Annotated in this window: 19 protein-coding genes; 12 read left to right on the top strand and 7 right to left on the bottom strand. The window is 45.7% G+C overall.

Annotated elements, in window-relative coordinates:
- Positions 1 to 30 precede the first annotated feature (30 nt).
- Positions 31 to 1,374: a TadE/TadG family type IV pilus assembly protein gene (locus AC5EF3_RS09695; protein ID WP_493547895.1), complete on the bottom strand. Its 1,344-nt coding sequence runs from the start codon at positions 1,372 to 1,374 to the stop codon at positions 31 to 33.
- A 277-nt stretch (positions 1,375 to 1,651) separates the two neighbouring features.
- Between AC5EF3_RS09695 and AC5EF3_RS09690 the strand changes: the two genes are divergently transcribed.
- Positions 1,652 to 4,405, top strand: coding sequence for a hybrid sensor histidine kinase/response regulator (locus AC5EF3_RS09690; protein WP_493547890.1), 2,754 nt, complete (start codon positions 1,652 to 1,654; stop codon positions 4,403 to 4,405).
- On the opposite strand, the gene AC5EF3_RS09685 is transcribed toward AC5EF3_RS09690, so the two are convergent.
- The 4 genes from AC5EF3_RS09685 to AC5EF3_RS09670 all read right to left on the bottom strand — a co-directional run bounded on the left by AC5EF3_RS09685 (position 4,394) and on the right by AC5EF3_RS09670 (position 9,294).
- Entirely contained in the window at positions 4,394 to 5,608 is a 1,215-nt protein-coding gene (locus tag AC5EF3_RS09685) for an OpgC family protein (RefSeq protein WP_493547889.1), read from the bottom strand. The two genes, AC5EF3_RS09690 and AC5EF3_RS09685, sit on opposite strands and share 12 nt — an antisense overlap.
- Positions 5,601 to 7,418, bottom strand: coding sequence for a glucans biosynthesis glucosyltransferase MdoH (gene mdoH, locus AC5EF3_RS09680; RefSeq protein ID WP_012778075.1), 1,818 nt, complete (start codon positions 7,416 to 7,418; stop codon positions 5,601 to 5,603). Before mdoH ends, AC5EF3_RS09685 begins: the two co-directional genes overlap by 8 nt.
- A gap of 87 nt (positions 7,419 to 7,505) precedes the next feature.
- Entirely contained in the window at positions 7,506 to 7,664 is a 159-nt protein-coding gene (locus tag AC5EF3_RS09675) for a hypothetical protein (RefSeq protein WP_012778076.1), read from the bottom strand.
- A complete protein-coding gene (locus tag AC5EF3_RS09670) occupies positions 7,648 to 9,294 on the bottom strand; it encodes an OpgD/OpgG family glucan biosynthesis protein (protein ID WP_012778077.1) in 1,647 nt (548 codons plus the stop codon). Before AC5EF3_RS09670 ends, AC5EF3_RS09675 begins: the two co-directional genes overlap by 17 nt.
- Before the next feature lie 600 nt (positions 9,295 to 9,894).
- Here AC5EF3_RS09670 and AC5EF3_RS09665 point away from each other — a divergent pair.
- From AC5EF3_RS09665 to AC5EF3_RS09615, 11 genes are all read left to right on the top strand, one after another.
- Complete coding sequence (locus tag AC5EF3_RS09665) at positions 9,895 to 10,959, top strand: LacI family DNA-binding transcriptional regulator (protein WP_493547888.1); 1,065 nt, start codon at positions 9,895 to 9,897, stop codon at positions 10,957 to 10,959.
- Positions 10,960 to 11,117: 158 nt separating this feature from the next.
- Complete coding sequence (locus tag AC5EF3_RS09660) at positions 11,118 to 11,732, top strand: ribonuclease D (RefSeq protein WP_012778079.1); 615 nt, start codon at positions 11,118 to 11,120, stop codon at positions 11,730 to 11,732.
- Between the two features lie 91 nt (positions 11,733 to 11,823).
- Positions 11,824 to 12,468 carry an LPS export ABC transporter periplasmic protein LptC gene (gene lptC / locus AC5EF3_RS09655; protein ID WP_012778080.1) on the top strand — a complete coding sequence of 215 codons (645 nt, stop codon included), beginning with the start codon at positions 11,824 to 11,826 and terminating at the stop codon, positions 12,466 to 12,468.
- 47 nt (positions 12,469 to 12,515) lie between these two features.
- Positions 12,516 to 13,052 (top strand): lipopolysaccharide transport periplasmic protein LptA, encoded by a 537-nt coding sequence (gene lptA / locus AC5EF3_RS09650; protein ID WP_012778081.1) that lies wholly within the window; start codon positions 12,516 to 12,518, stop codon positions 13,050 to 13,052.
- Between the two features lie 64 nt (positions 13,053 to 13,116).
- Positions 13,117 to 13,887 (top strand): LPS export ABC transporter ATP-binding protein, encoded by a 771-nt coding sequence (gene lptB / locus AC5EF3_RS09645; protein WP_012778082.1) that lies wholly within the window; start codon positions 13,117 to 13,119, stop codon positions 13,885 to 13,887.
- A gap of 10 nt (positions 13,888 to 13,897) precedes the next feature.
- Positions 13,898 to 15,400 (top strand): RNA polymerase factor sigma-54, encoded by a 1,503-nt coding sequence (gene rpoN, locus AC5EF3_RS09640; protein ID WP_012778083.1) that lies wholly within the window; start codon positions 13,898 to 13,900, stop codon positions 15,398 to 15,400.
- A 135-nt stretch (positions 15,401 to 15,535) separates the two neighbouring features.
- Complete coding sequence (gene hpf / locus AC5EF3_RS09635; protein WP_012778084.1) at positions 15,536 to 16,111, top strand: ribosome hibernation-promoting factor, HPF/YfiA family; 576 nt, start codon at positions 15,536 to 15,538, stop codon at positions 16,109 to 16,111.
- Between the two features lie 60 nt (positions 16,112 to 16,171).
- Positions 16,172 to 16,645: a PTS sugar transporter subunit IIA gene (locus tag AC5EF3_RS09630; RefSeq protein WP_012778085.1), complete on the top strand. Its 474-nt coding sequence runs from the start codon at positions 16,172 to 16,174 to the stop codon at positions 16,643 to 16,645.
- 139 nt (positions 16,646 to 16,784) lie between these two features.
- On the top strand, positions 16,785 to 17,570 hold the full coding sequence (locus tag AC5EF3_RS09625) for a hypothetical protein (protein ID WP_012778086.1): 786 nt from the start codon (positions 16,785 to 16,787) through the stop codon (positions 17,568 to 17,570).
- Positions 17,571 to 17,651: 81 nt separating this feature from the next.
- Positions 17,652 to 18,758, top strand: a complete 1,107-nt coding sequence (gene hisC / locus AC5EF3_RS09620) for a histidinol-phosphate transaminase (RefSeq protein WP_493547887.1) — start codon at positions 17,652 to 17,654, stop codon at positions 18,756 to 18,758.
- Positions 18,755 to 19,711 carry a prephenate/arogenate dehydrogenase family protein gene (locus tag AC5EF3_RS09615; RefSeq protein ID WP_493547886.1) on the top strand — a complete coding sequence of 319 codons (957 nt, stop codon included), beginning with the start codon at positions 18,755 to 18,757 and terminating at the stop codon, positions 19,709 to 19,711. Before hisC ends, AC5EF3_RS09615 begins: the two co-directional genes overlap by 4 nt.
- Positions 19,712 to 19,734: 23 nt before the next feature.
- On the opposite strand, the gene AC5EF3_RS09610 is transcribed toward AC5EF3_RS09615, so the two are convergent.
- Together AC5EF3_RS09610 and AC5EF3_RS09605 are read right to left on the bottom strand one after the other, a co-directional pair.
- Complete coding sequence (locus AC5EF3_RS09610) at positions 19,735 to 20,745, bottom strand: DUF2125 domain-containing protein (RefSeq protein WP_493547885.1); 1,011 nt, start codon at positions 20,743 to 20,745, stop codon at positions 19,735 to 19,737.
- The gene (locus AC5EF3_RS09605; RefSeq protein WP_012778090.1) at positions 20,745 to 21,506 is read right to left on the bottom strand and encodes a lysophospholipid acyltransferase family protein; all 762 of its coding nucleotides are present in this window, start codon (positions 21,504 to 21,506) and stop codon (positions 20,745 to 20,747) included. Before AC5EF3_RS09605 ends, AC5EF3_RS09610 begins: the two co-directional genes overlap by 1 nt.
- Between the last annotated feature and the right edge of the window lie 70 nt (positions 21,507 to 21,576).

Raw genomic sequence — 21,576 nt, 5'->3', positions numbered from 1 at the left:
TAATAAAGCTTAACAGGTGACGGAGAAATTTCATCGTTTAAGGCGAATAGTCACTTCCTGTGAACCCACACCTTGTGGAACGGGGATATCTGATAAGTGGTAGTCGGTTTTAATCACAAGGTTGGGTCCGTTTTTGAGCTGGAATGAATTGGCGACAATAACTGTATATTCGGATTCATCAGCAACGGGTTTGTCACCATCAATGGTGAGGTCGCTAAATGGGATATAAATTGTGCCAACGAGCGTGCCCGCATTGTCGCTTGTAATACGGTGGTTTTTCCTGACGACTTCACCAAGTGTGTTGTTTTGAACTTTACCTAGAACGCCGCCAAGCTTGTTACCTAATTTTCCCGCAACTTTGCCGCCAAGGGTATCGGTGAGACCACCAAACCCTGCATCATAAATGAGGAGGCCAGCCATTGGACCTGAGCGTGGTGCACGTAAGGAGATTGAAGAATGTTTACCAAAATTGATTGTTGCCAATGGCCCGGACAAGAAAAAGCCTACGCCATCACCTTCGATATTGCCTGAGCTCTGCACATTTAAAGGACCATTGAGAATAATGTATTCGCCGGGTTTAAATTTTACATCAGCACCGTTTACATATAACCCGCCACAATAAACACCGGGTTCGAGAGTAACGTTCTCTCCAGGGTTTATGTGCACGCCATGTAACAGTCCATCAACACAATCCAAAGCATCAAAAGGAGGGTAAGGGCGGTCTCTAAGAGGGTCAGTAATTGGGGGGCAGCTTGTGATGACATCTCCGCCAATAGTGTGTGGGTCTCCTCTTAAGCCACCAGCAATACAGACAAAATCCATATTAACTTGCGCCATATCTCTAACGATCATGGAATATCTATTATCTGAATTGGAATAGACCTGACAGTTCTCTGCTGTGATACGTGCTCTTTGTTGAAGATTAATCGTGCCCTGTTCGTGATCTGATAATCCGATCAGACAGACATTTCCTCCACCTGAAACTTCAGCGACAGCTTCGGCATAAAAATTTGTTTCTTTTTGATCTTTTTTCAAAATCGAGGCGATGGTTTTAGGAGCCGTGGAGGAAACAGTAATAATCCCTTTGCTCACATCAAGCACAGCACGCGTTGTTGCTTGTTCGCCCGTCCAGTTCGCGTCAACATAACTACTTGCCACAGATTGCACGCGGGTTTGATCGGCTGAAGATACCGCCATCTCGCGCGCTGCTGCCAGTGCAGCCGCATCAACAACGGATTGCAGTTCGCGGTTTAAAGACGATTTTTGAGAGATATCTATTGTGCCGGCTATCACAGCTATCAACAAACCAATGAATAGCGCAGCCATGACGGAGACATTGCCCTGCGTTGATTTGCAGAACTTATACAGGCTCAAAAAATTGGCTGTTTTGTGATGATTTTTCTTGGTCAAATCGTAGACCTGTCCTCGGGCAAAACTGATATTGTTTTAAATATTAACATGGTTATTTCAATAATTAACAAACTAAGCCACCAAACTTGATGAATGAGCGTTTAAGTTTTGGAAACCATAAGTTGCCAAGACTGGCTGGTAACTTATTTAATCTGAACTGATCATGAAAACACACAGCGCCTTTTCCTATTTCAAATCTATAAGGTTCCGCCTTTCTTTCATGATAGGTGCGATTATTTTTATGAGTGTGTTGATGGTTTCTGGTTTTTCCAGTTGGCGTGAATTTGAGCGTCAGATTGAAACCAAACGACAATATGTTGAAGGCTCTGCACAAGGATTTGCAGCAGCAATTTCCGACCCATTCTCGCAAAATGATAGAGCAGGTGTGGTCAATGCTTTGCGAGGCGTACGCAGTTTATCAGGCATTGAGTTTGCTCAGGTCAAGGATGCCAATGGACGCGATTATTTTTCTTTGGGTGCTGGCGCGAGTTTACGTGGACGCGATGGTGACCCTAAAACGATGTCGACATTGCAATTGCTGAAAGCTGACTTCTTGAGGGTAGAAACACCCTTACTGGATGACGGGGCTACGATTGGTAGTCTGCATTTGCTGACCAATATTACAAGTTTCCGCAAAACGCTGATCAATGATTTGTCATTCATTGCAAAAGTAATGCTATGTATCACGTGTATCGGAGTGTGTGTGGCGCAGTTTGCGATTGGAAAATTGATTGCGCCTATCGCACATCTTGCCAAACTGATGGAACAAATTGGGGAGAGCAATCAGTTTGATACGCGTGAAACGAATGCCGCAGCGTTTGTAAAACGAGAAGATGAGACTGCTCAACTCGCACGCGCCTTCACTGACATGATGGATAAAATCAAAGAGCGCGACGATAAATTAGCCGACCACAGAGCATCTCTGGAACGCACGGTTGAAGAACGTACGCATGATTATCGTATGGCGAAAGAAGACGCTGAGGCTGCAAATGCGGCAAAGTCTGACTTTCTAGCGACGATGAGCCACGAGATTAGAACGCCCATGAATGGCCTGCTTGTTATGGCGGAGATGTTGTCAGCGGCGAATCTATCTATGCGGCACAGGCGATATGCCGAGATTATATCGCGTTCGGGTAAAAGCCTGCTGACGATTATAAATGACATTTTGGACCTTTCTAAAATTGAGAGCGGTAAATTGGATCTGGAGACAGCTCCATTTGAACCGGACGCAATGGTTGAAGATATTGCGTGTCTTTTTTGGGAAAAAGCTCGATCCAATAATGTAGAAATAGCTACATATATATCGCCCAACACGCCTCAGCGCATTCTGGGAGATGTTACGCGCCTGAATCAGGTTGTGACGAATTTGGTGAATAACGCTCTGAAATTCACTGAAAAAGGTGGTGTGGAAATTCGGGTGGATGGGCGGCTCAATAAAAATGGTCAGCGCGTTAGATTGCGCATTGATGTGATTGACACTGGGATAGGTATTCCGGCGGACCGTCTGGATCAGATATTTGAAGCTTTTTCTCAGGCAGATCAAAGCACAACGCGTAAATTTGGCGGAACGGGCCTTGGCTTGGCGGTATGTAAACGATTAATGCATGCTATGGGCGGGGATGTGAAAGTTGCATCTGCTGAAGGTAAGGGAAGTTGTTTCACCGCTATTGCTGACTTTCCTATTGTTGAAACATTCGCCATGGCGAAAAGCCTAACAGAGGACAAGCCAGTATTCGTGATTGGCTATGATTCCCATAAATCTTCTAAAGTGTCGACGCGTATAGCATCTCGCGGCTTAGCCAAAAGCTTGTATGACGCAGGTGCGGCAGTTTCGATAAAAGATATAAATCTCATAGAATGGAATGACTTAGAAGATAAAACGACGGTGATTGCACCTTCGAACTTGATCAAAAAAATCGCTGACCCAGAAGGGCGTATTTTCAATCGTTTGAATTTTGTCTGTCTGTCTGATGTTGGGGATATGCAGGCTGATACTTTGGTAAGCGATGGGTATGTGGTGGATATTTTACCTCAACCAACTGGGCGACGCGCTATTGCGGATTTGGTGTCGCGTGCCGTTTCCTCAAATTTCCGTGGCGCTGCTGCATTGAGTGATAATACTGCTGAACAAAGTCATGCCCAGTTTGAAGGTGTGCATGTTCTTGCTGCTGACGATAATGCCGTAAACCGAGAAGTCTTGCGGGAGGCGCTCTCGACATTGAGCGTGACTGTCGATTTTGCTGAAAATGGACAAGAAGCGCTTGAGATGGTGAACGACAAAAGCAACAAGTACGACATTGTGTTTATGGACGGGTCTATGCCAGTCATGGATGGTTTTGAAGCAACGCGTCGTATTCGTGCTGGTGAAGACGCGCGTGGCAAAGAGAAACGTTTGCCAATTGTTGGGCTGACAGCTCAAGTGCAAGGTTTAGGTGCCGATCATTGGAAAGATGTCGGTATGGATGAGTGTTTGTATAAACCTTTCACAATTGAACGTCTGGTTTCCACGCTTTCAGCTTTTGTCGCTGCATCAAAAGAAGGTGGCAGTAGGGTGAATGTAGAACCTGATGTTGTTGAACTAACAAGTGGAGGTGAGGCTCCTTTATTTGAGCAATCAACGCTCGATATGTTTGAGCAATTATCGTCTTCTTCGGGTGGAAATTTGCAAGAAAAAGTATGGGGTATGTTTGTATCCACCGCGCCTGCCTCACTGGAAGAGCTTGAAAAGCTAAGCCTTGAACCTGAGTTGGATGTGAAAATGATTGCGAGCACGGCGCATGCTTATAAATCCATGTGTCTAAGTGCAGGTGCAAAACGCGCGGCTGATCATGCATTGGTTTTAGAAAAGACAGCAGGCTCAGGACAAAAGGAAGAATTAGTCAGTATCATCAAAGATATGCTTATCTCCAGCAAAGCAACGATTGATGCAATGGAAGAAAGTCTCGCTGAACACAGAGCCATTGCATTAAATAGAGAAGCGGCTTTATCCAACTAAGCCATTTGCATTGTCTATCTTAGTAACAGGTTTTGTTTCTAGGTTTTTTGCCCGCTGAATTTCGCGTTTCTTATTGTTGCTGGCAAACACAGCAACGCGATATTGAATGTAGATGCCGGCTCCAAACAGAATAATGTCCATCCAGAGAGTTGGAGGGATAACGGCTCTAAAGCATTGAAGAAAAATGGATAATACAGTTCCAACAGCAAAAACAGGCAAGCCGTGTTTTCCCATTAGCTCGACGGCGTTCCATAAATTGGATGTAGAAATCCAGCTTGGCCATTTCGTGTTTATGACAAGGTATGTCAGCGATAATACATGCAATAGGCGCGGCAGAGATAGATAGGCTTTGTTGAAGTCCTTCATGATTCTCGGAAGCTCATCATTGAAGGGTAATGCACCCATTCTTTGCTGAATCCAGTAGAAAGAAAACAAAGCATAGGTAAGGGCTAGAACATATAAAACAGGATGGAATGGTGCTATGCGTTTGCCTGTTTTTGCGCTCATGCCGCCTAGAATTCCAATGACAAATATAAATTGCCACGCAAACGGGTTTAGAAACCATCTGCCATTATGAGGCCAGTTGGGCATGTTTATGTAAATACGCTCATAAAACAGGATATGCAGAGCAAACCAGATCAAGCCTGAAATAAGCAAAAGCAACCAACGGTTTCTAACGCCTAACCACAAGAATGCCGGAGCCATTAATAGCAGCATCATATACAGAGGTAAGATGTTCACATAGCCTATTTGATAGGTCAGTAGAGGAACGCCTATAGATGCGAGTATGGGGTGATCTATAAGTGGTTGTAGGGAGACTGCGCGGATCATTTTTTCAGCGCCGAAAACGCTGATTGTAACAGCAAGAATGGCAAGGCAAGCTGCAAAAACAAGTAAATGAACCCAATAGAGTTTGAAGGCGCGCGCCCACATTTTTTCCAGTCCGCTTTTGAATTCACCGCGCTGGAATGTGCCCGTATAGGCTAGTCCAACTGCAATGCCGGACATGAGGACAAAAGCTTCTGCGGCGTCAGAAAATCCCCAGTTTCTGGAGGTGAAAGCTTCAAAGGCGTTGCCGGGTACGTGGTTGATAAAAATCGTGAGGACCGCAAATCCACGAAACACATCCAGACGTCTGTCCCGCATAGGTTTTGAAGCTGGAGGGAGCGGTGGTGCAGCATTCGCTGATGCTGAGTTATGCATGAGATGGCTTATCTATATTTAGCGAATTTTGATCAGACGTTTGAGTTTCATCAGGTGAATTGCTGTCAGTTTCTTCCAGCCATCGGGTCAAAATAGATGTTTGAATCTGCATCACATCAGAAGGTGCATATTCCATTGGCGTCCAGAAGATGCCCATTAAGGCACTGATTTTACCACTCATTTGAGACGATGACAGTGTGATGAGTATCGAAGAAAATATTTGCGGCACAGCGATAGGCATAAACCAGTAAATCAGTTGCGGTGCTAGAAACCAGCAAGATGTCATAATGGCGAGACCAGATAGTGTTATCCACCATGAAGCTTGAAAGCTTTCCTTCAGACCTACAGTGTCGGCTTCTCTGTTAGAAGCTGGCCATCCGCCATCTTTTCCTAGAACGATTTCTAGGAAGGCGCGGGTTTGGAACATCAGCATAATCGGCGCAAATATTGAAGACCATATAATCTCGACAAATGTGCTCCAAAGCGCGATGAGGCTGCCGCCAAAATTTCTGTTTTCACCGGTAAGTAAACCACGCAAAACGATTAGGAATTTAGGCCCGATTAGCAATACCAATACACCTATAATGAGGGTAAAAGCCTGCGTTTGAGCTGAGACCGGAAAGACAGGATGCTGGCCGGGATTGGGGAAATAATTTGTCGTTGTCTCTACCAAAGTAGGCGCAATAATAGAGGCGATTATAAATAAGGCCCAAAGCGGAGAGGCAAGATAAGCCATAATGCCTTGAGTGAAAGTAAAACGACACCAAGTCGTCAGGCCCGGTGCACCGACAAGGCGTGTATGTTGAAGGTTTCCTTGGCACCAGCGACGGTCGCGCTTGGCAAAATCTATTATGTTTTCAGGGCCTTCTTCATAAGATCCTTGCAATTCGGGATCTACGATGACTTTCCAACCTGCGCGAGATAATAGTGCTGCTTCGACATAATCATGGCTGAGGATATGGCCGCCAAAAGGAGGTTTTCCTTTCAAAGCTGGCAGGCCACAACTTGTCGCAAATGCGTGTGTGCGCACAATTGCGTTATGTCCCCAGAATGGCCCTTCAGTCCCCTGCGTGCTGGCGAGTCCACGCGCAAATGAAGGTGAGAAATAATTGGCGGCAAATTGAATAGAGCGACCAAACCAAGTACGCGCGCGAATGACTTTTGGGAGTGTCTGGAATAGTCCGATTTCAGGGTCGGATTCCATGCGGTTGACCATCTCAATCAGCGTGTCCCCCTCCATAAGGCTGTCCGCGTCTAGAATGATTAGGTATTCATATGCTGCGCCTGAAGTGCGGATGAAATCTTCAATATTTCCTGCTTTTTTGCCAACATTGTTGTCACGTCGTCTATAGAAAATGTTGCTCTTGTTTTGACATTCTGTGGAAAGTCTGTCGAACCATTGTTCTTCTGTTGCGATCACGTCCGGCTGATTGGTATCTGACAAAATTGCGAAATCAAAAAAGCGTCCAGCTTCCGCAATTTCCAAAGATTGGACCATAGCGGCGATATGGGAGAATGTTTTGGACGGATCTTCATTGTAGACAGGTACTAGAATGGCCGTACGGTTTTCGGGTTTTAATAATAATGTTTGCGGTGCGTTTTTGGAGCCATTATTTTGGAACAATAGGCCGCCCAATGCCATTGAACCGCCCCATGCTATCCACGCTGAAGAAATTGCAAGAAGCGCGATACGAACATAATCTAATATGTCCTTACCATCAGCAAAAAACACTTGTGCAGAAAGCTGCGTCGCGCTGATGGCAATAAGCAATGCATATGCAATTGATATGAAACGGCTGATAAATAACATAAAGCAACCTTACAGCTTCATGCCTTAGAGAATAGGTCTAAGGCTCTAATAGAAGCTGATACATACGAAATTGCATCTCGTTTGTCTTTACTTAGTTGCTAAACGGGCAGCAAAAGGAAGTACAGATGATGTACGACGCTCACGACGACGTTCTAGTGATTGAGCTGGCATAGCCATAGGTGCGTTTGGAAGGCCGCGCATTGTGTTTTTAGAAACTGAGTTCATTTTATTAGTATGGTTTTTCATCGCCTGATCTCCATTGATAAAGCCAAATTTCAGAAAGGCGCTCATTTCCATTTTCGAGGAAAGCATTGAGCTCCATAGGTGCATCTGAATCTGTTCGTGCATCGAGTACCAAGCGCCATACATTGCTATCGCCTATACGAGACAATGATGAGTGTACGAGCTGACCTCGACTAATATTAATTACTGATTTTACATCGCTGCCTTCAGGAAGGTTTTCTAAAGCTCCCCCTTCAAAATCAACGACGAATTTACGTAGTGTATTTTTACCAACTGTGCCGGATACTCCACCCATTCCACCTCTAAGACCGATAACTCGAGCGAACTCTTTAGTATCTGAATTGTCAGGCGAAATTGTGTCAGAATTGCCCAATTGGGTTACATCTTGTTCATGATTGGGGCGTTCAACATCTCCCCAGCTAAGGCGGTATTCATATTCTCTAAAGTCGCCTGCTTTAGGGGCATCCGCTGGTGTCCAGAAGGCAACGATATTGTCGTTGATTTCAAGATCTGTTGGGATTTCAACAAGTGAAATTTGTCCTTTTCCCCATTCGCCTTTGGGCTCCACCAATAAAGATGGGCGGCGTTCATAATGGGCCTCAGCGTCCTGATACATATCAAAGTCGCGGTTTCGCTGCATCAAACCAAAAGCTTTTGGGTTTGTTTCCGTAAAATAGGAATTGGCCAGTTTTTGCGGGTTATTTAGGTTGCGCCATAATTCGTCGCCATTCTCACGAATGATCTTTAGGCCATCACTGTCATGTACACGACCGCGATAATCATCAAACCGGTGATTTGAGTCCGAATATAAATACATGCTGGTCAGTGGAGCCACACCAAGGCGGGCGACATCATCACGGAAGTAAAGCCGTGCGGTGACATCCATAATTGTGTCTGGGCCGGGTGTGATCACAAATTTATAGGCACCCGTGACTGATTTACTGTCGAGGGCTGCGTATACCGTAATGCTTGTGGCATCTTCTTCAGGTGTTTCGATGTAAAAATCTGAAAAACGGGGAAATTCTTCACCAGCAGCAGTTGCTGTGTTTACGGAAAGTCCACGTGCTGAAAGCCCATATAAACTGCCTTCACCTAGAGCACGAAAATAACTTGCACCGATAAAAGAAACCAGTTCGTCTTTATAATCTGGATTGTTGAGGGGATAGGCCAGCCTAAAACCAGCAACACCTGGCATAACGAAGTTTTCAAAATTTGCAGGGTCTAGAGGCGGCCTGTAAATAAAGTCGCTCGAGCTAAACCCAACTGGTGCAACTTTGTCATCCTTGATTTCATAAACGCGCACTGTTTCCCAGAAAATACCACCAAGATGAAAAGCTTGCATTTCAAATGTAGACTGGTCTTTCCAGTAGGCTTTTTCAGGATTGTGACGGATAGCGCGGTGCTCGTCATATGTCATGCTGCTCAATAATTCGGGTAGTTCATCCCGAGACGGCGCTTGATATGGCGCTTTCGAACGCGATTCCATGACTTGAGATAAAAGATCAAACGAAAATGGCGTATTTGCCGGCGCAACCACGTCCGGCGTGTTCGCGGGAGCGGAACTCGCAGGCAGACAGGACGCGATGGAAATAATCATCCAAGATAGAAGTAAAGTGACGGATGGGCGCGACATTAAGCTTTTGTTAACCTTTAGATCGTGTTGCGGGCGTTCAAATGATTGGATTTGATCATTTGGTGAAGTTAGCAGTTCGAAATATTTTTGAGCCGTTTGAGGAGGTGAGGACCGGTTGATAGTGTGTGTTTAGCTGTTGAATGAAACGATTGAGTCGTTGTTTTGGTTCCCGTATCTAACGAATAGATTTGCTGTCCTAAAATGTCCTCCCGTTAACGGTAAGTGCTTATTGCCGCATTTTCGAAGAAGTTTCATGTGAAAAATCAGTAAGCTAAGGCTGAAACCTAATCTAAACACGATAAACCCCGCTATTTGCTGAAGAATCTGGCGCTCGTGAACATTTTGTAAGCATTGAATTTTAAGCCTGTAGAAGGACTAAAAATTGCGCAAAACGTATTTGTTAGGCGAATTGCTGCGTTTTTTATCATGTAAAGAAGGTGTTAGTGGCATAGAACACACACTCATTGGCTTCACAGAGTGTGGTTCGCGCGTTTAAATAGATATCTTCTTGTGATTTGCACGTGATTTCGCATAAGTGGACAATATATATGAATTTCAACCCTACGCTTTTTAAATGCAGGGATAGTTGGGGAAATCTTTTTGGCATCTGATCGGACACGCTCAAAATCAATAACATTGTCTGATGTTGCAAAAGACGCTGGTGTATCACCCATGACGGTGTCTCGCGTGATCAATGGTGAGATTAGTGTACGTGAGTCCACTCGCATATCTGTGCAAGAATCTATTCGAAAATTAAAATACCGTCCCAATATCGGTGCGAGACGGTTGGCAGGCGCGAAAGTTGCCCGCATTTGTTTGCTATACGGAAATCCATCCAGTTCGTATCTTGGTGAACTTTTGCTAGGCGCTGTCGAAAAGGCAGGGCGCTTGGGCCATCAATTGGTTGTTATTCGTGCGAGTGAAGATTTGACGGCGGACATGCTGGCGCAACAATACCGCACTCAATGGGATGGGATTATTTTGCCGTCTCCAATGGGAGATGAAAAAGCAACGCGTGACATTATCGCAAAAGAAAAAATTCCAGCCGTCTTTACAACAGGTGGCGTTGGAGGCCGTAGAAAAAAACTGCCTCACTCTTTTGAGCTAGGGATAGATAACCGGGCGGCTGCACGTGCGATCACGCAAAAACTAATTGATCTGGGCCACACGCGGATTGGCTTTATTAAGGGGCGTCAGGATCAGGCTGGCAGTTTGCTTAGATATAAAGGCTTTTGTGATGCGATGGAGGCGGCCAATCTGGAAGTTAATCCATTAATGGTCGAGCAGGGTGATTTTACCTATCTGTCCGGTATGGAAGCAGCCGAACGTATGTTGACTTTTGATCCACGTCCAACGGCTGTGTTTGCAGCAAATGATGATATGGCAGCTGGCGTTATTGGGGCGGGGTCGCGTCAAGGTTTAATGTTGCCGGGTGATTTGTCAGTTGCCGGATTTGATGATTCTCCCATCGCTACAAGTATCTGGCCACATCTGACAACTATCCACCAACCTGTGTCTGAGATTGGTGCGTATGCGGTGGAATGTCTGGATCAGATTATTTTTCCAAAAGACGACGAATCGGTTGTTACGAAAAAGCAGTATGAGTGGCTGGAATATACATTGATAGAACGCGCTTCCACAGCACCGCCCAGCCGGTTTAGTTGATTCCTGCGTTTCAAGTCTGGTCCCAAGTGTGGGTTTTTTGCCCCGTTTCCAAATCATATGCACGCAATAGAGGTAAATAGGGTTGCACCTATGGGCAAACCCTTCATATCTACGTTAAATGCTTGTCGCATGGTGTAATATATAGTGAAGGAATGAAGATGGCGATTAAATATCATGAAGGTGATCTGCCCAATGGTTTAAAGCTAGGTGCCATTCTTGCTGTTGATACAGAAGCCATGGGGTTGGAATTTCACCGAGATCAATTGTGTGTCGTGCAACTATCTGACGGCACAGGTGATGAGCATGTTGTTCGGTTGGACCGTAAAACCTTTGATTGCCCAAATTTAAAAGCACTTATGTCAGATACTAAAGTGTTGAAGATTTTCCACTTTGCACGCTTTGATGTGGCGATGATGAAAAAATGGCTGGGTATAGAATGTGCCCCAATATTCTGTACTAAAATCGCTTCCAAATTGGCGCGCACTTATACGGATCGTCACGGTCTAAAAGATGTGAGCCGCGAATTGGTTGGGGCTGATATGTCCAAAGCGCAGCAATCTTCAGATTGGGGAGCAGATTCACTTAGTGAGGCGCAGCTCGCCTATGCGGCTTCTGATGTGCTTTATCTTCATGAAATTCGCGAGAAACTCATCCTTATGCTTGAACGTGAAGGGCGGATGGAATTGGCGCAGGCGTGTTTTGATTTCCTTCCTAAGCGAGCAGATTTGGATTTGGCTGGATGGCCAGAAACTGACATTTTTGCGCATAGTTAAAAATTAGAGCAGCAAAGCCATAGTACAGACACTGTTTTGTCCATAAGCTATGTGCACAATCTCAACAATACTGTGACACTTGAGGCAGACTTTGAACGCAATTACTCAAAACAAGATGCAATTATGGGAGCCAAGGCGGGTCACGACTCTGACTCAAGCGCGCTTTCGTTCTAGTCTTGTTGGGCTTTTGCGTATGTTGTTCATGGCTGGTATCGCAATTTCGGCGGGGTGGTTGATTGGCCCTGTGGTTGTGCATGCGTTTACGTCCGGAGCATCGATTCAAGAAAACTCTGTAAATGGTGTGACGATGCTAAACCCTCGCTTTTCCGGGCGAGATGAAAACGGGAATGCATTCACCTTGACAGCCGGAACAGCCCAGAGACGTATTGATGAATTGGATGTTGTGGATTTGCAGCAGCCAGTTCTTGAAGACGGACTTGGCGGCGTCGTTCGGGCACGAACAGGTGTCTATGACAAGGGTAAGGAAATGCTGACCCTGACGGATAACGTGCATTTTGTAGATGCCTCCGACTATGAGTTAACAACAGACAGCGCTGTTGTGTTTATAAGTGAAAACCGAGTGGTGGGGTCTACTCCATTGCGGGGTGAAGGTCCCTTGGGGGAATTCCGAGCTGACAGCTATGAAGTTGTGGATGGCGGGAAACGCACTATCTTGATTGGGAATGTGTGGACTCAAATTGTAAGTGTTGACCCTGATGAAGAGGGCGACAATTGAGATGTTAAACGATATAGTAAAGTTGTGCAGTCATGAGGAAGTTGAACATGTTTAAATTCAAACAGGTAGCGCCTGTATTTGTTGCGATCATAACTATGCTCGTGCCGGCTGCGCATGCTCAATTGGGTAATTCACGTGGACCAATTGAAATAACTGCCGATAGATTTGAGCTTGATGATGTAAAACATGAAGCGATTTACCAAGGTAATGTTGATGTTATTCAGGGGCAATCGCGTATTCGTGCAAACAAAGTTGTTGTGAGCTATTGGAGCAAAGAAAGCCAGAAAGAGCGTGCTGCTGCGGCAACCGGATCTATTGGTGCCTTGAAGGAAATAATTGCAACAGGTGAAGTATACTACATTACGCCTGTTGAAAAAGTAAAAGCTGAACGCGGCGTATATAATGCGGAAAAAGAGCGTATTACGCTGTCTGGCAACGTACTTGTGACCAATGCTGAAGGTGTCATTGCGGGGGCACATCTCGTGATTGATATTCCTAAAGGACGTTACAATATGGATGGAGGCGGCCTTGGTGGTCGTGTGACATCTGTGTTTGAGAGTGTCGGTGAACCACCGATTCAATAAATTAATCATGTCTACGAAGATTTGTAGACAAGTTCTAACCTGATTTTAATGGTGTTGAGTTCTAATGACCGAACAGACGATTATTCAATCGAGTACTGAAGGGGAAGAAGGCAAGGGTGGCCTTCAAGCATTAAACATCGCGAAGTCCTTTAAAGGGCGGAGCGTGGTTAAAGATGTTTCTCTTTCTCTTCAGCGCGGTGAAATAGTTGGTCTGTTAGGGCCGAACGGGGCGGGTAAAACCACCTGTTTCTATATGATAATGGGACTCATCGCTGTGGATAACGGACGTGTGGAAATTGATGGAGAGGATGTGACAGCGTTGCCGATGTACCAACGTGCACGCCTTGGCGTCGGTTACCTTCCTCAGGAAAATTCGATTTTCCGAGGCATGACTGTTGAACAAAACATCATGAGTGTTGCTGAACTCACAGAAAAATCCAAAGAGAAACGCCATGAATTAGTGGCATCTTTGATGGATGAATTGAATGTGGCTCATCTTAGAGACCAAAGTGCGAATTCTCTTTCCGGTGGTGAACGCCGCCGTGTTGAGATTGCGCGTGCACTTGCTTCCCGGCCAAGTTTTATTTTGCTGGACGAACCCTTCGCCGGGATCGACCCATTAGCAGTATCTGATATTTCGGATTTGGTTCGATATTTGAAGCAACGCGGTTTAGGCGTGCTGATTACGGATCACCAAGTTCGTGAAATGCTGGATATTGTTGATCGCGCCTCCATTATTTATGAAGGTGAAGTGCTCTTTGAAGGTCAACCAGAAGAAATTCTGGCGAACAAAGATGTGCGTCGGGTCTATCTTGGGGACCGGTTCGCGGCCTAGGGGGGCGCGTATGGCTATTTCTCAACGTTTACAAATGCGTCAGGGCCAATCACTGGTCATGACACCACAATTGCAGCAAGCTATTAAATTGCTGCAATTATCCAATATCGAACTCGCCGAATATGTCGAAGCCGAGATCGAAAAAAATCCTCTGATTCAAAAAGGGGATGGATCTGAAGATAATTCTCCTAAAACAGAAGCTGTTGAGAGCAATTCTGCAACTGAGCTAGATCTTGGTGCAGGTGAAGCACAAAATAATCTTGATGCACCCCGCGAAGACGCGTTTGAAGCAGATTCCCCGTCTGAACAAGTTCAACCTGACGGCGCGAGTGGTCCATCTGCATCTGTCGACTGGTCCGGTACTGGTAAAGGTGGAAGCAGTTCTGGCGGCGGTGATGATTATGATTTTGAAAGCAATCTTTGTGAAGAAGTCACACTGCGTTCGCATTTAGAAGATCAGTTGAAAATGTCTGGTCTTCAAGGCGTAGATCAATTCGTTGCACAACGATTAATCGATGAACTCGATGAAGTTGGGTATATGCGGACAGAGCCTGCAGAAATTGCGGAAACGCTTGGAACAGACATAGCGCATATTGAGCGGGTTCTTGGTGTTTGTCAGGGATTTGAGCCAACAGGTGTTTTTGCGAAAAGCCTAGAAGATTGTTTGGCTATTCAGCTTAAAGAGAAAAACCGATTTGATCCGGCCATGGCGGCTATGCTGGATAATTTGCAAATGATTGCCAAGGGAAACCTCAAAGGTTTGGCTGAAATTTGCGGCGTGGATCGTGAAGACCTCTCGGATATGCTAACTGAATTGCGGGATTTATCGCCGCGTCCGGCGGCTGGTTATGCGGGGGATGCAGCGCCAACAGTGGTACCGGATGTGTTTGTGCGAGAGATGAGCAATGGAATGTTTGCCGTTGAATTAAACTCAGACACATTGCCGAAAGTGCTTCTGGATCGCACTTATTATGCTGAAGTGAATAATGTTACGCGAACTGAAGATGAAAAAGAATTCGTGTCCGAATGTCATGCAAATGCAAACTGGTTGATTAAAAGTTTGGATCAACGTGCTCGGACTATTTTGAAAGTGTCTCAAGAAATTATTCGTCAGCAAGATGGATTTTTTGTTCGCGGTGTTCAGGCGTTGAGACCTTTAAACCTTAAAGCAGTTGCAGATGCTGTTGATATGCATGAATCAACAATTTCGCGCGTGACTTCTAATAAATTCATGTCGACGCCGCGTGGTGTTTTTGAGTTGAAATATTTCTTCTCGGCTTCAATTCCTGCGATCCGTGGCGGTGAAGCGCATTCAGCAGAAGCTGTCCGATATCGGATTAAAGCGATGATTGATGATGAAGCTTCAGATGCTGTATTGTCAGATGATCAGATTGTTGAGCGTCTTCGTGCCCACGGAATCGACATTGCAAGACGAACAGTTGCTAAATATCGGGAATCTTTGCGAATTCCCTCATCAGTTGAGCGCAGAAGGATCTTGGCCCGCTCGGCATAATGTGCTTCACTATACGAACTGAGACGGGTCTGGCCGTCTTCACCGTAGATTTGTCGCGGTGCATGATGGCTTTCAGCCTCAGGGGCGTCTGACGTATCTCGTCAGACTTGTTTTTCGTATAATTGGAGACCCCACATGCAAATTGAAATCGCTGGAAAACAAATCAAACTTGGTGATGCACTTAAAGAGCACATCACTGCAGGTCTTGAAGGAAGCGTATCAAAGTATTTCGACCGTGCAGGCGAAGCATCAGTTTTTGTTTCAAAGCCTGGACGTCCGTTTGAAGTCGATTGCTCGGTGCACTTACCCTCCGGTGTTACATTGCAGGCACATGGCGAAGGCGCAGATGCGCACATTGCCTTTGAGGCCGCTCTAGAAAAGATTGAAAAACGCGTACGCCGATATCATAGGCGTCTCAAAGATCATCATAAAAATAACAAGGATACACTGCCTGTTGAGGCCGTGATGGAGCGCGTTATTGCGTCCAGTGATGATGAAGAAGACGACATGGCGTCGCTTGGAACAGCACCAGCAATCATTGCTGAGACTGATACAAAATTAAAAACAATGACTGTTTCTATGGCAGTGATGCAGCTGGAATTGACTGATTCTCCAGCGATTATGTTCAGAAATGCGTCTCATGGCGCTTTGAATATGGTGTTCCGCCGGACTGATGGGAATGTGGGGTGGGTTGATCCGGGTGTCGCTTAGCGATATCTGCTATCCGATCGGCTAAGTATTTCCGAAAGTAATGGACGAGAATATTATTGAATGACTGACGTTCTGGATTTGCTTCATCCCGAAACTATTGCACCACGCGCAAAATGGGGAAGTCGAAAACTCGTTATTTCTGAATTGGCAGAAATCATTGCAAAAGAAACAGGTCTCGATGGAAATGAGATCTTTTCCGCTGTGATGGAAAGAGAACGTCTTGGGTCTACTGGTGTGGGCGAGGGGGTGGCTATCCCTCACGCCCGCATTGCCGGTTTGAAAAAACCAATTGGTGCTTTTGCGCGGCTTGTAGAGGGAGTCGATTTTGAAGCGATTGATGAACGAGATTGTGATCTTGTATTCTTATTGCTTGCCCCCAAAGAGGCTGGTGTTGAACACTTAAGGGCATTGGCTAAAGTATCGCGTATTATGCGTCAGGAAAAACTGCGAGAAGGCCTTCGTAAAGCCCTTTCCGTGGATGCTGTATTGGCTGTGTTTACGACCTCTTCCAAATCTGAAATTCCAGTTGCTTAGTTTCCCTTGCGCGGGGAATTTAGCAATAATCCGAAATATCGCCTTCATACTGTTGGTATAGTGTATTGGGTATTGGTAAAACTTACGAGCGTGTTCTAGTTTATATAGATCTCGGCAATCGACCCGTGGGAGCAGGCTGATGAATGAAGAATTTATTCGAGCGGAAATTGAGTCTGCAGATAAAGCGCTAAATGAAGCGTTTATTCGTCGCTTGCGGGCCATTAGCGCGCTGAAAGAGGCTAAAAGGGTCGATGATACTGAAATATCGGCTGATCTGGCGGCTGATGCTGCACTTGTGCGCCGCCTCATTGAAGAAGCTCCTGATGACGTGTCCATTGATGCCGTTGCGCGATTCTGTCGTGCCTTTATCGGTGAATGTGTGGTGTATCAGGGTGTGAAAGCCGTGCGGTATGCGGGAGGGGACGCAACACGGCTTGTTGCAGCTGCACGTGGTTTCTTTGGATATGCCGCGAACCTGACGAGCGCCGTTGATCCGAGAGAAGCATTGGAAGCAGTTGCGGAAGAAACTGGCGTGGTTGCGTGTTTACCTTGGCCGGAACTAGCTGGTGGCGGTCAATGGTGGCCTATGATGAATGAAAGTCGGTTTTCAGGGTTAAAAATATTATCAGGTTGGCCAAACTTGCCAGGTGAAAATGCTCAACCTTTAGAAACCGCAATTGTGGCGCGCAAAGAATTGTCACCCTCTGGTGCTGACGATATGTATGCAATTGCACATGATGATATTCATGATGCGCATCGTATCTTGAGAAATCTCGATATGCCGGGAGAAGTTGTTGCCCGCGTGCGGTCTTTGGCGCTTATTAAATTATCCGGATATATCACAGAGGACGATTCTCGACTTGCTGAAGCACGCCAAGCTGGGTTAGACGGACTACAGATAATAGGCGTGTTACCACGTCCTTGAGGCTTAAAGCCTTAAACCCTGATGAAGTCCGATGAGATTTTCAATTCACAAGATGTGAAAATCCCAATTGTGAAAGCAAGAATGATGACGAAGAAGCAGCGCCCAGAGCCATTGCCGCAAATCTTGGACATATCGCCATATGTGCCGGGTCATGCGCCTTCTCCAAGCACTGGACGTGTATTTAAGCTTGCTTCTAATGAAAACCCATTAGGTGCGTCGCCTGCTGCTAGACGTGCGGTGGAAGAGGCAACATCGCATCTTGAAGTTTACCCTGATGGTAATGCGACACGGCTTCGCGAAGCGATAGCGGAGCGCTATGGGCTTGATGCAAATAGAATTATTTGCGGTGCAGGATCAGATGAAATTTTTCAGATGCTAGGTAAAGCTTATCTGGAAAAAGGTGATGAGATTATTCAGTCAACGCACGGCTTTCTTGTGTATGAACTTGTGGCTCAACAAGCTGGAGCGATTACGAAAAGTGCACCAGAAAAACAATTACACACGGATGTTGATGCGATTTTGGATTGCGTCACTGAGAAAACAAAAATCGTTTTTATAGCGAACCCGAATAATCCAACAGGCACATATATCTCCTTTGAAGAAGTGCGCAGATTACATGCGGGGCTACCTAGCCATGTCATTTTAGTGCTTGATGGTGCGTATGCTGAATATGTGCGGGCGAATGATTATGCGGCTGGGATAGAGCTTGTCTCAGAGTTTGAAAATGTTGTGATGACACGTACATTTTCAAAGATATATGGCTTGGCTGCGCTCCGGCTTGGTTGGGCGTATGCACCAGCGCACATTATCGATGCGTTGCACCGCGTGCGTGGTCCGTTCAATGTTTCAGAGACAGCGCAGCTAGCAGGAATTGCGGCGATTCAGGATCAGGCATTTTTAGAGACATCTTTGGCTCACAATAATGAACAACGTGAACGTTTATTTGCGGGGCTTGAGAAACTTGGGCTTGATCCAGTGCCTAGTGTTGCCAATTTTATTCTAGCAAAATTCCCTGAAAAATTAGGGCAGTCCGCCGTTGAAGCCGCGAAATTCTTGGATACAAAAGGCGTGTCTGTGCGTGCGATGGTAAGCTATAAACTTCCCCATTGCTTGCGTATTTCTGTTGGCAGCGCCGACAGTGTGGATGCTGTGCTTTTGGGCCTAGAAGAATTTCTGGCAGCATCATGATTACAAAAATATCAAATCCAATATTTGACACCATCACAATAATTGGGGCTGGCCTTATAGGCTCGTCTATAGCCCGCGCGAGTGAAGCAAGCGGCGTGGCTAAAACTATCCGCATTTATGATGCGAATGAAGCTGTTCGCGCGCGTGCTGCGAAAATTGGGTTGGGCGACGTGTCTGATACAATTGAAGCAGCTTGTACGGGAGCTGATCTTGTTGTTCTGTGTACGCCGGTTGGTGTTTTGGGAGCCGCCGCGCAAGCAGCTGCGCCTTTCTTGAAAGAAGGGGCTATTTTAACAGATGTAGGCTCTGTGAAGGAAAGTGCACTCAATGACATGGTCGCTGTGAGTCCGGCGCATGTGCATGTGATTGCGGGGCATCCGATTGCTGGAACTGAGCATTCAGGGCCCGATGCTGGGTTTGCAAAATTGTTTTCAGGGCGTTGGTGTATCCTCACTCCACTGGAGGATCAGAGCGATTCCTACCAAGTTTCTGTGCAAAAACTGTCGCGTTTCTGGGAAGCTTTGGGGTCCACAGTTGAGATTATGAGTGCAAAGCGTCACGATTTGGTGCTGGCTATCACAAGTCACCTTCCTCACCTAATTGCATATAATATTTGTGCAACAGCTGAAGACATGGAACAGGTCACTGAGGGCGAAGTTGTGAAATTCTCTGCGGGTGGTTTTCGAGACTTTACCCGTATTGCAGCCTCTGATCCGACAATGTGGCGTGATGTGTTTTTGAACAATAAAGAAGCTGTTTTAGAGACACTGGGTCGATTTACTGAAGACCTCGCAGCATTGCAGCGGGCCATTCGTTGGTCAGATGGTGATCAATTATTTGATCTGTTTACGCGGGCGCGGTCTATTCGAAAATCCGTGATTGATGCTGGACAAGATACAGCTGCTCCCAATTTTGGCCGCCGTAGCGATGAAGATGATACGCCAGCAGAATAGACGGATAAGTTTTATATTTCTGTCTAATAAAGCGGGTCTATTTCGGCGATATCCTGAAACATGATTTTTACCTTGCCTTGGTGAAGTGAAATAGGAAGGAATGCGTCTTCTTTTTTCATCATGTTTTCTGCGATCGTTAGAGCTTGTATTTGATTTTTATCTAACGCGTTTTCTGCTTGCATTGCAGCTTTTAAGTTGGCGATATTCTCAACGCGCAAATTGACCAATCCTGTTGGTCTATGGGCATTGTCGATTTTGATGCTGTCAGTTTTTGCTTTGAGCTCTAAAGCACCCCATTTAAATTCTGTTAGTGGAGACATAAGGCTTGGATCTAGTTCATCTACGAGCTGAACAATATTGCCGCCTTGCTCTAAAGCTTTAACACCTTGAGTGATTGCTATGCGTGCTTTCAATGGGCCAATTTCAGTGCCAAGATATTCTGCATCCGAGACCGGGTCTGACAGTGTGAGCGTGTCAAAGCCTGCATAGATGCGTAAATCGTCGGGACTTTCTGGCATGGGAGAGATATGCAGGTTGGGGCCTGTAAGTGTGTATTTATCGTTGGCAGACGTGTTGGTTACCAATGAATTTGCGATGATAGATATTTGATTTAGCTTTTCGCCCTTACGGCTAAAAGATGCCTGAAATCCAGAACTGTCAGTGGTGTAGATTACGTTTTCTGCATCTGTCAGAATGTGGCGTCCAGGTGCAAACCCTATGAAATGATTGTAGTTATAGGTTTGCATGACAATGAGAAGTTTTTCGCCTTGCCATGTCCAGTCTTTGTTGGGTGTTGATAGGATGGGACTGTCAATCTCAAGTGTGAACCGATATGGAAAACCAGTCACTTTGGTGCCGCTATGCTCAATGCTGTATCCGGCAGCGCGTTGCTCTTGCATCCAGTTGAGCACACCTTTGTGAATAGCGTTGGAAGCAACAAACCAATAGATTGTATAAGCGATTAGGACCAAAGCAATCGCGGAAAACAAAATGATGAAGGACTTTGATTTTCCTTTTGTTTTTGTCTCTTCCATTATGCTTGTGCCTCTTTTTTAGCCTCATCTAATTTAGAGGGTATGGAGTGTTGTTCTTGAAGTAAAGCATTGGATGCTGGTTCTATATTGTCTTGCAATCTTTGCATGAATTCCTTGCGTGGAAGACCTGCTTCTATGGCGGGGAGAATATCAAAAACAAGCTTTCCCGGACGGCGCATGAAGCTGCCGCGTGGCCATATTGTGCCTGTGTTCAAAGCAACCGGAATGCAGGGCTCGTTTAATTCTTTGTACATTGCGTACACACCTGATTTGTAATCGGGTGTGGCACCGGGAATTTGACGTGTGCCTTCAGGGAAAATCAGAATTTGTCTGCCGCGTTGCGATTCTTCTTTGGCACGCCCCAACATTTTTTTGAGGGTTTTTACATAGCCACCCCGGTCGATTGGGATCATATCGGCGCGCCAACCATACCAGCCTAAAATTGGGTAGAAGAACAGCTCTCGCTTCAATACAAATGCCGGATTTTTGGCATAAATAAACGGCATCAATATATCATAAGTGCTTTGATGTTTAGACGCGATGAGGCAGGCCCCATCGGGCATGTTTTCAATGCCACGTATTTCTGTTTGAACGCCGCAAAAGAAACGTAAACCAAAGCGTGTCGCCTTAGCCCAAGAACGTGCAGCAGCGATGGATGCTTTTTGCGGTAAAAATAAAGCAGGAATAAAAACGACGCCCAGAACACCCATAGAAAGATAGTGCCAGATATAGAAGGCAAATGAACGCAACCAGATGAACATTATGGTGGAAAGTCTTTCTTTGGATTATTAGTCTCGTATTTCACTTATTCACGCTTTACAGGCTTGGCAA

The sequence above is a fragment of the Hirschia sp. genome (assembly GCF_058892565.1).
This window is presented reverse-complemented; position numbering and strand designations above follow the sequence as displayed.

Bases quoted from the DNA above. Each gene is read 5' to 3' on its own strand.
- AC5EF3_RS09690 (WP_493547890.1), top strand. From the start codon at position 1,652: ATGAGTGTGTTGATGGTTTCTGGTTTTTCCAGTTGGCGTGAATTTGAG.
- AC5EF3_RS09685 (WP_493547889.1), bottom strand. From the start codon at position 5,608: ATGCATAACTCAGCATCAGCGAATGCTGCACCACCGCTCCCTCCAGCT.
- mdoH (WP_012778075.1), bottom strand. From the start codon at position 7,418: ATGTTATTTATCAGCCGTTTCATATCAATTGCATATGCATTGCTTATT.
- AC5EF3_RS09675 (WP_012778076.1), bottom strand. From the start codon at position 7,664: ATGAAAAACCATACTAATAAAATGAACTCAGTTTCTAAAAACACAATG.
- AC5EF3_RS09670 (WP_012778077.1), bottom strand. From the start codon at position 9,294: ATGTCGCGCCCATCCGTCACTTTACTTCTATCTTGGATGATTATTTCC.
- AC5EF3_RS09660 (WP_012778079.1), top strand. From the start codon at position 11,118: ATGGCGATTAAATATCATGAAGGTGATCTGCCCAATGGTTTAAAGCTA.
- lptA (WP_012778081.1), top strand. From the start codon at position 12,516: ATGTTTAAATTCAAACAGGTAGCGCCTGTATTTGTTGCGATCATAACT.
- lptB (WP_012778082.1), top strand. From the start codon at position 13,117: ATGACCGAACAGACGATTATTCAATCGAGTACTGAAGGGGAAGAAGGC.
- rpoN (WP_012778083.1), top strand. From the start codon at position 13,898: ATGGCTATTTCTCAACGTTTACAAATGCGTCAGGGCCAATCACTGGTC.
- hpf (WP_012778084.1), top strand. From the start codon at position 15,536: ATGCAAATTGAAATCGCTGGAAAACAAATCAAACTTGGTGATGCACTT.
- AC5EF3_RS09630 (WP_012778085.1), top strand. From the start codon at position 16,172: ATGACTGACGTTCTGGATTTGCTTCATCCCGAAACTATTGCACCACGC.
- AC5EF3_RS09625 (WP_012778086.1), top strand. From the start codon at position 16,785: ATGAATGAAGAATTTATTCGAGCGGAAATTGAGTCTGCAGATAAAGCG.
- hisC (WP_493547887.1), top strand. From the start codon at position 17,652: ATGATGACGAAGAAGCAGCGCCCAGAGCCATTGCCGCAAATCTTGGAC.
- AC5EF3_RS09615 (WP_493547886.1), top strand. From the start codon at position 18,755: ATGATTACAAAAATATCAAATCCAATATTTGACACCATCACAATAATT.
- AC5EF3_RS09610 (WP_493547885.1), bottom strand. From the start codon at position 20,745: ATGGAAGAGACAAAAACAAAAGGAAAATCAAAGTCCTTCATCATTTTG.
- AC5EF3_RS09605 (WP_012778090.1), bottom strand. From the start codon at position 21,506: ATGTTCATCTGGTTGCGTTCATTTGCCTTCTATATCTGGCACTATCTT.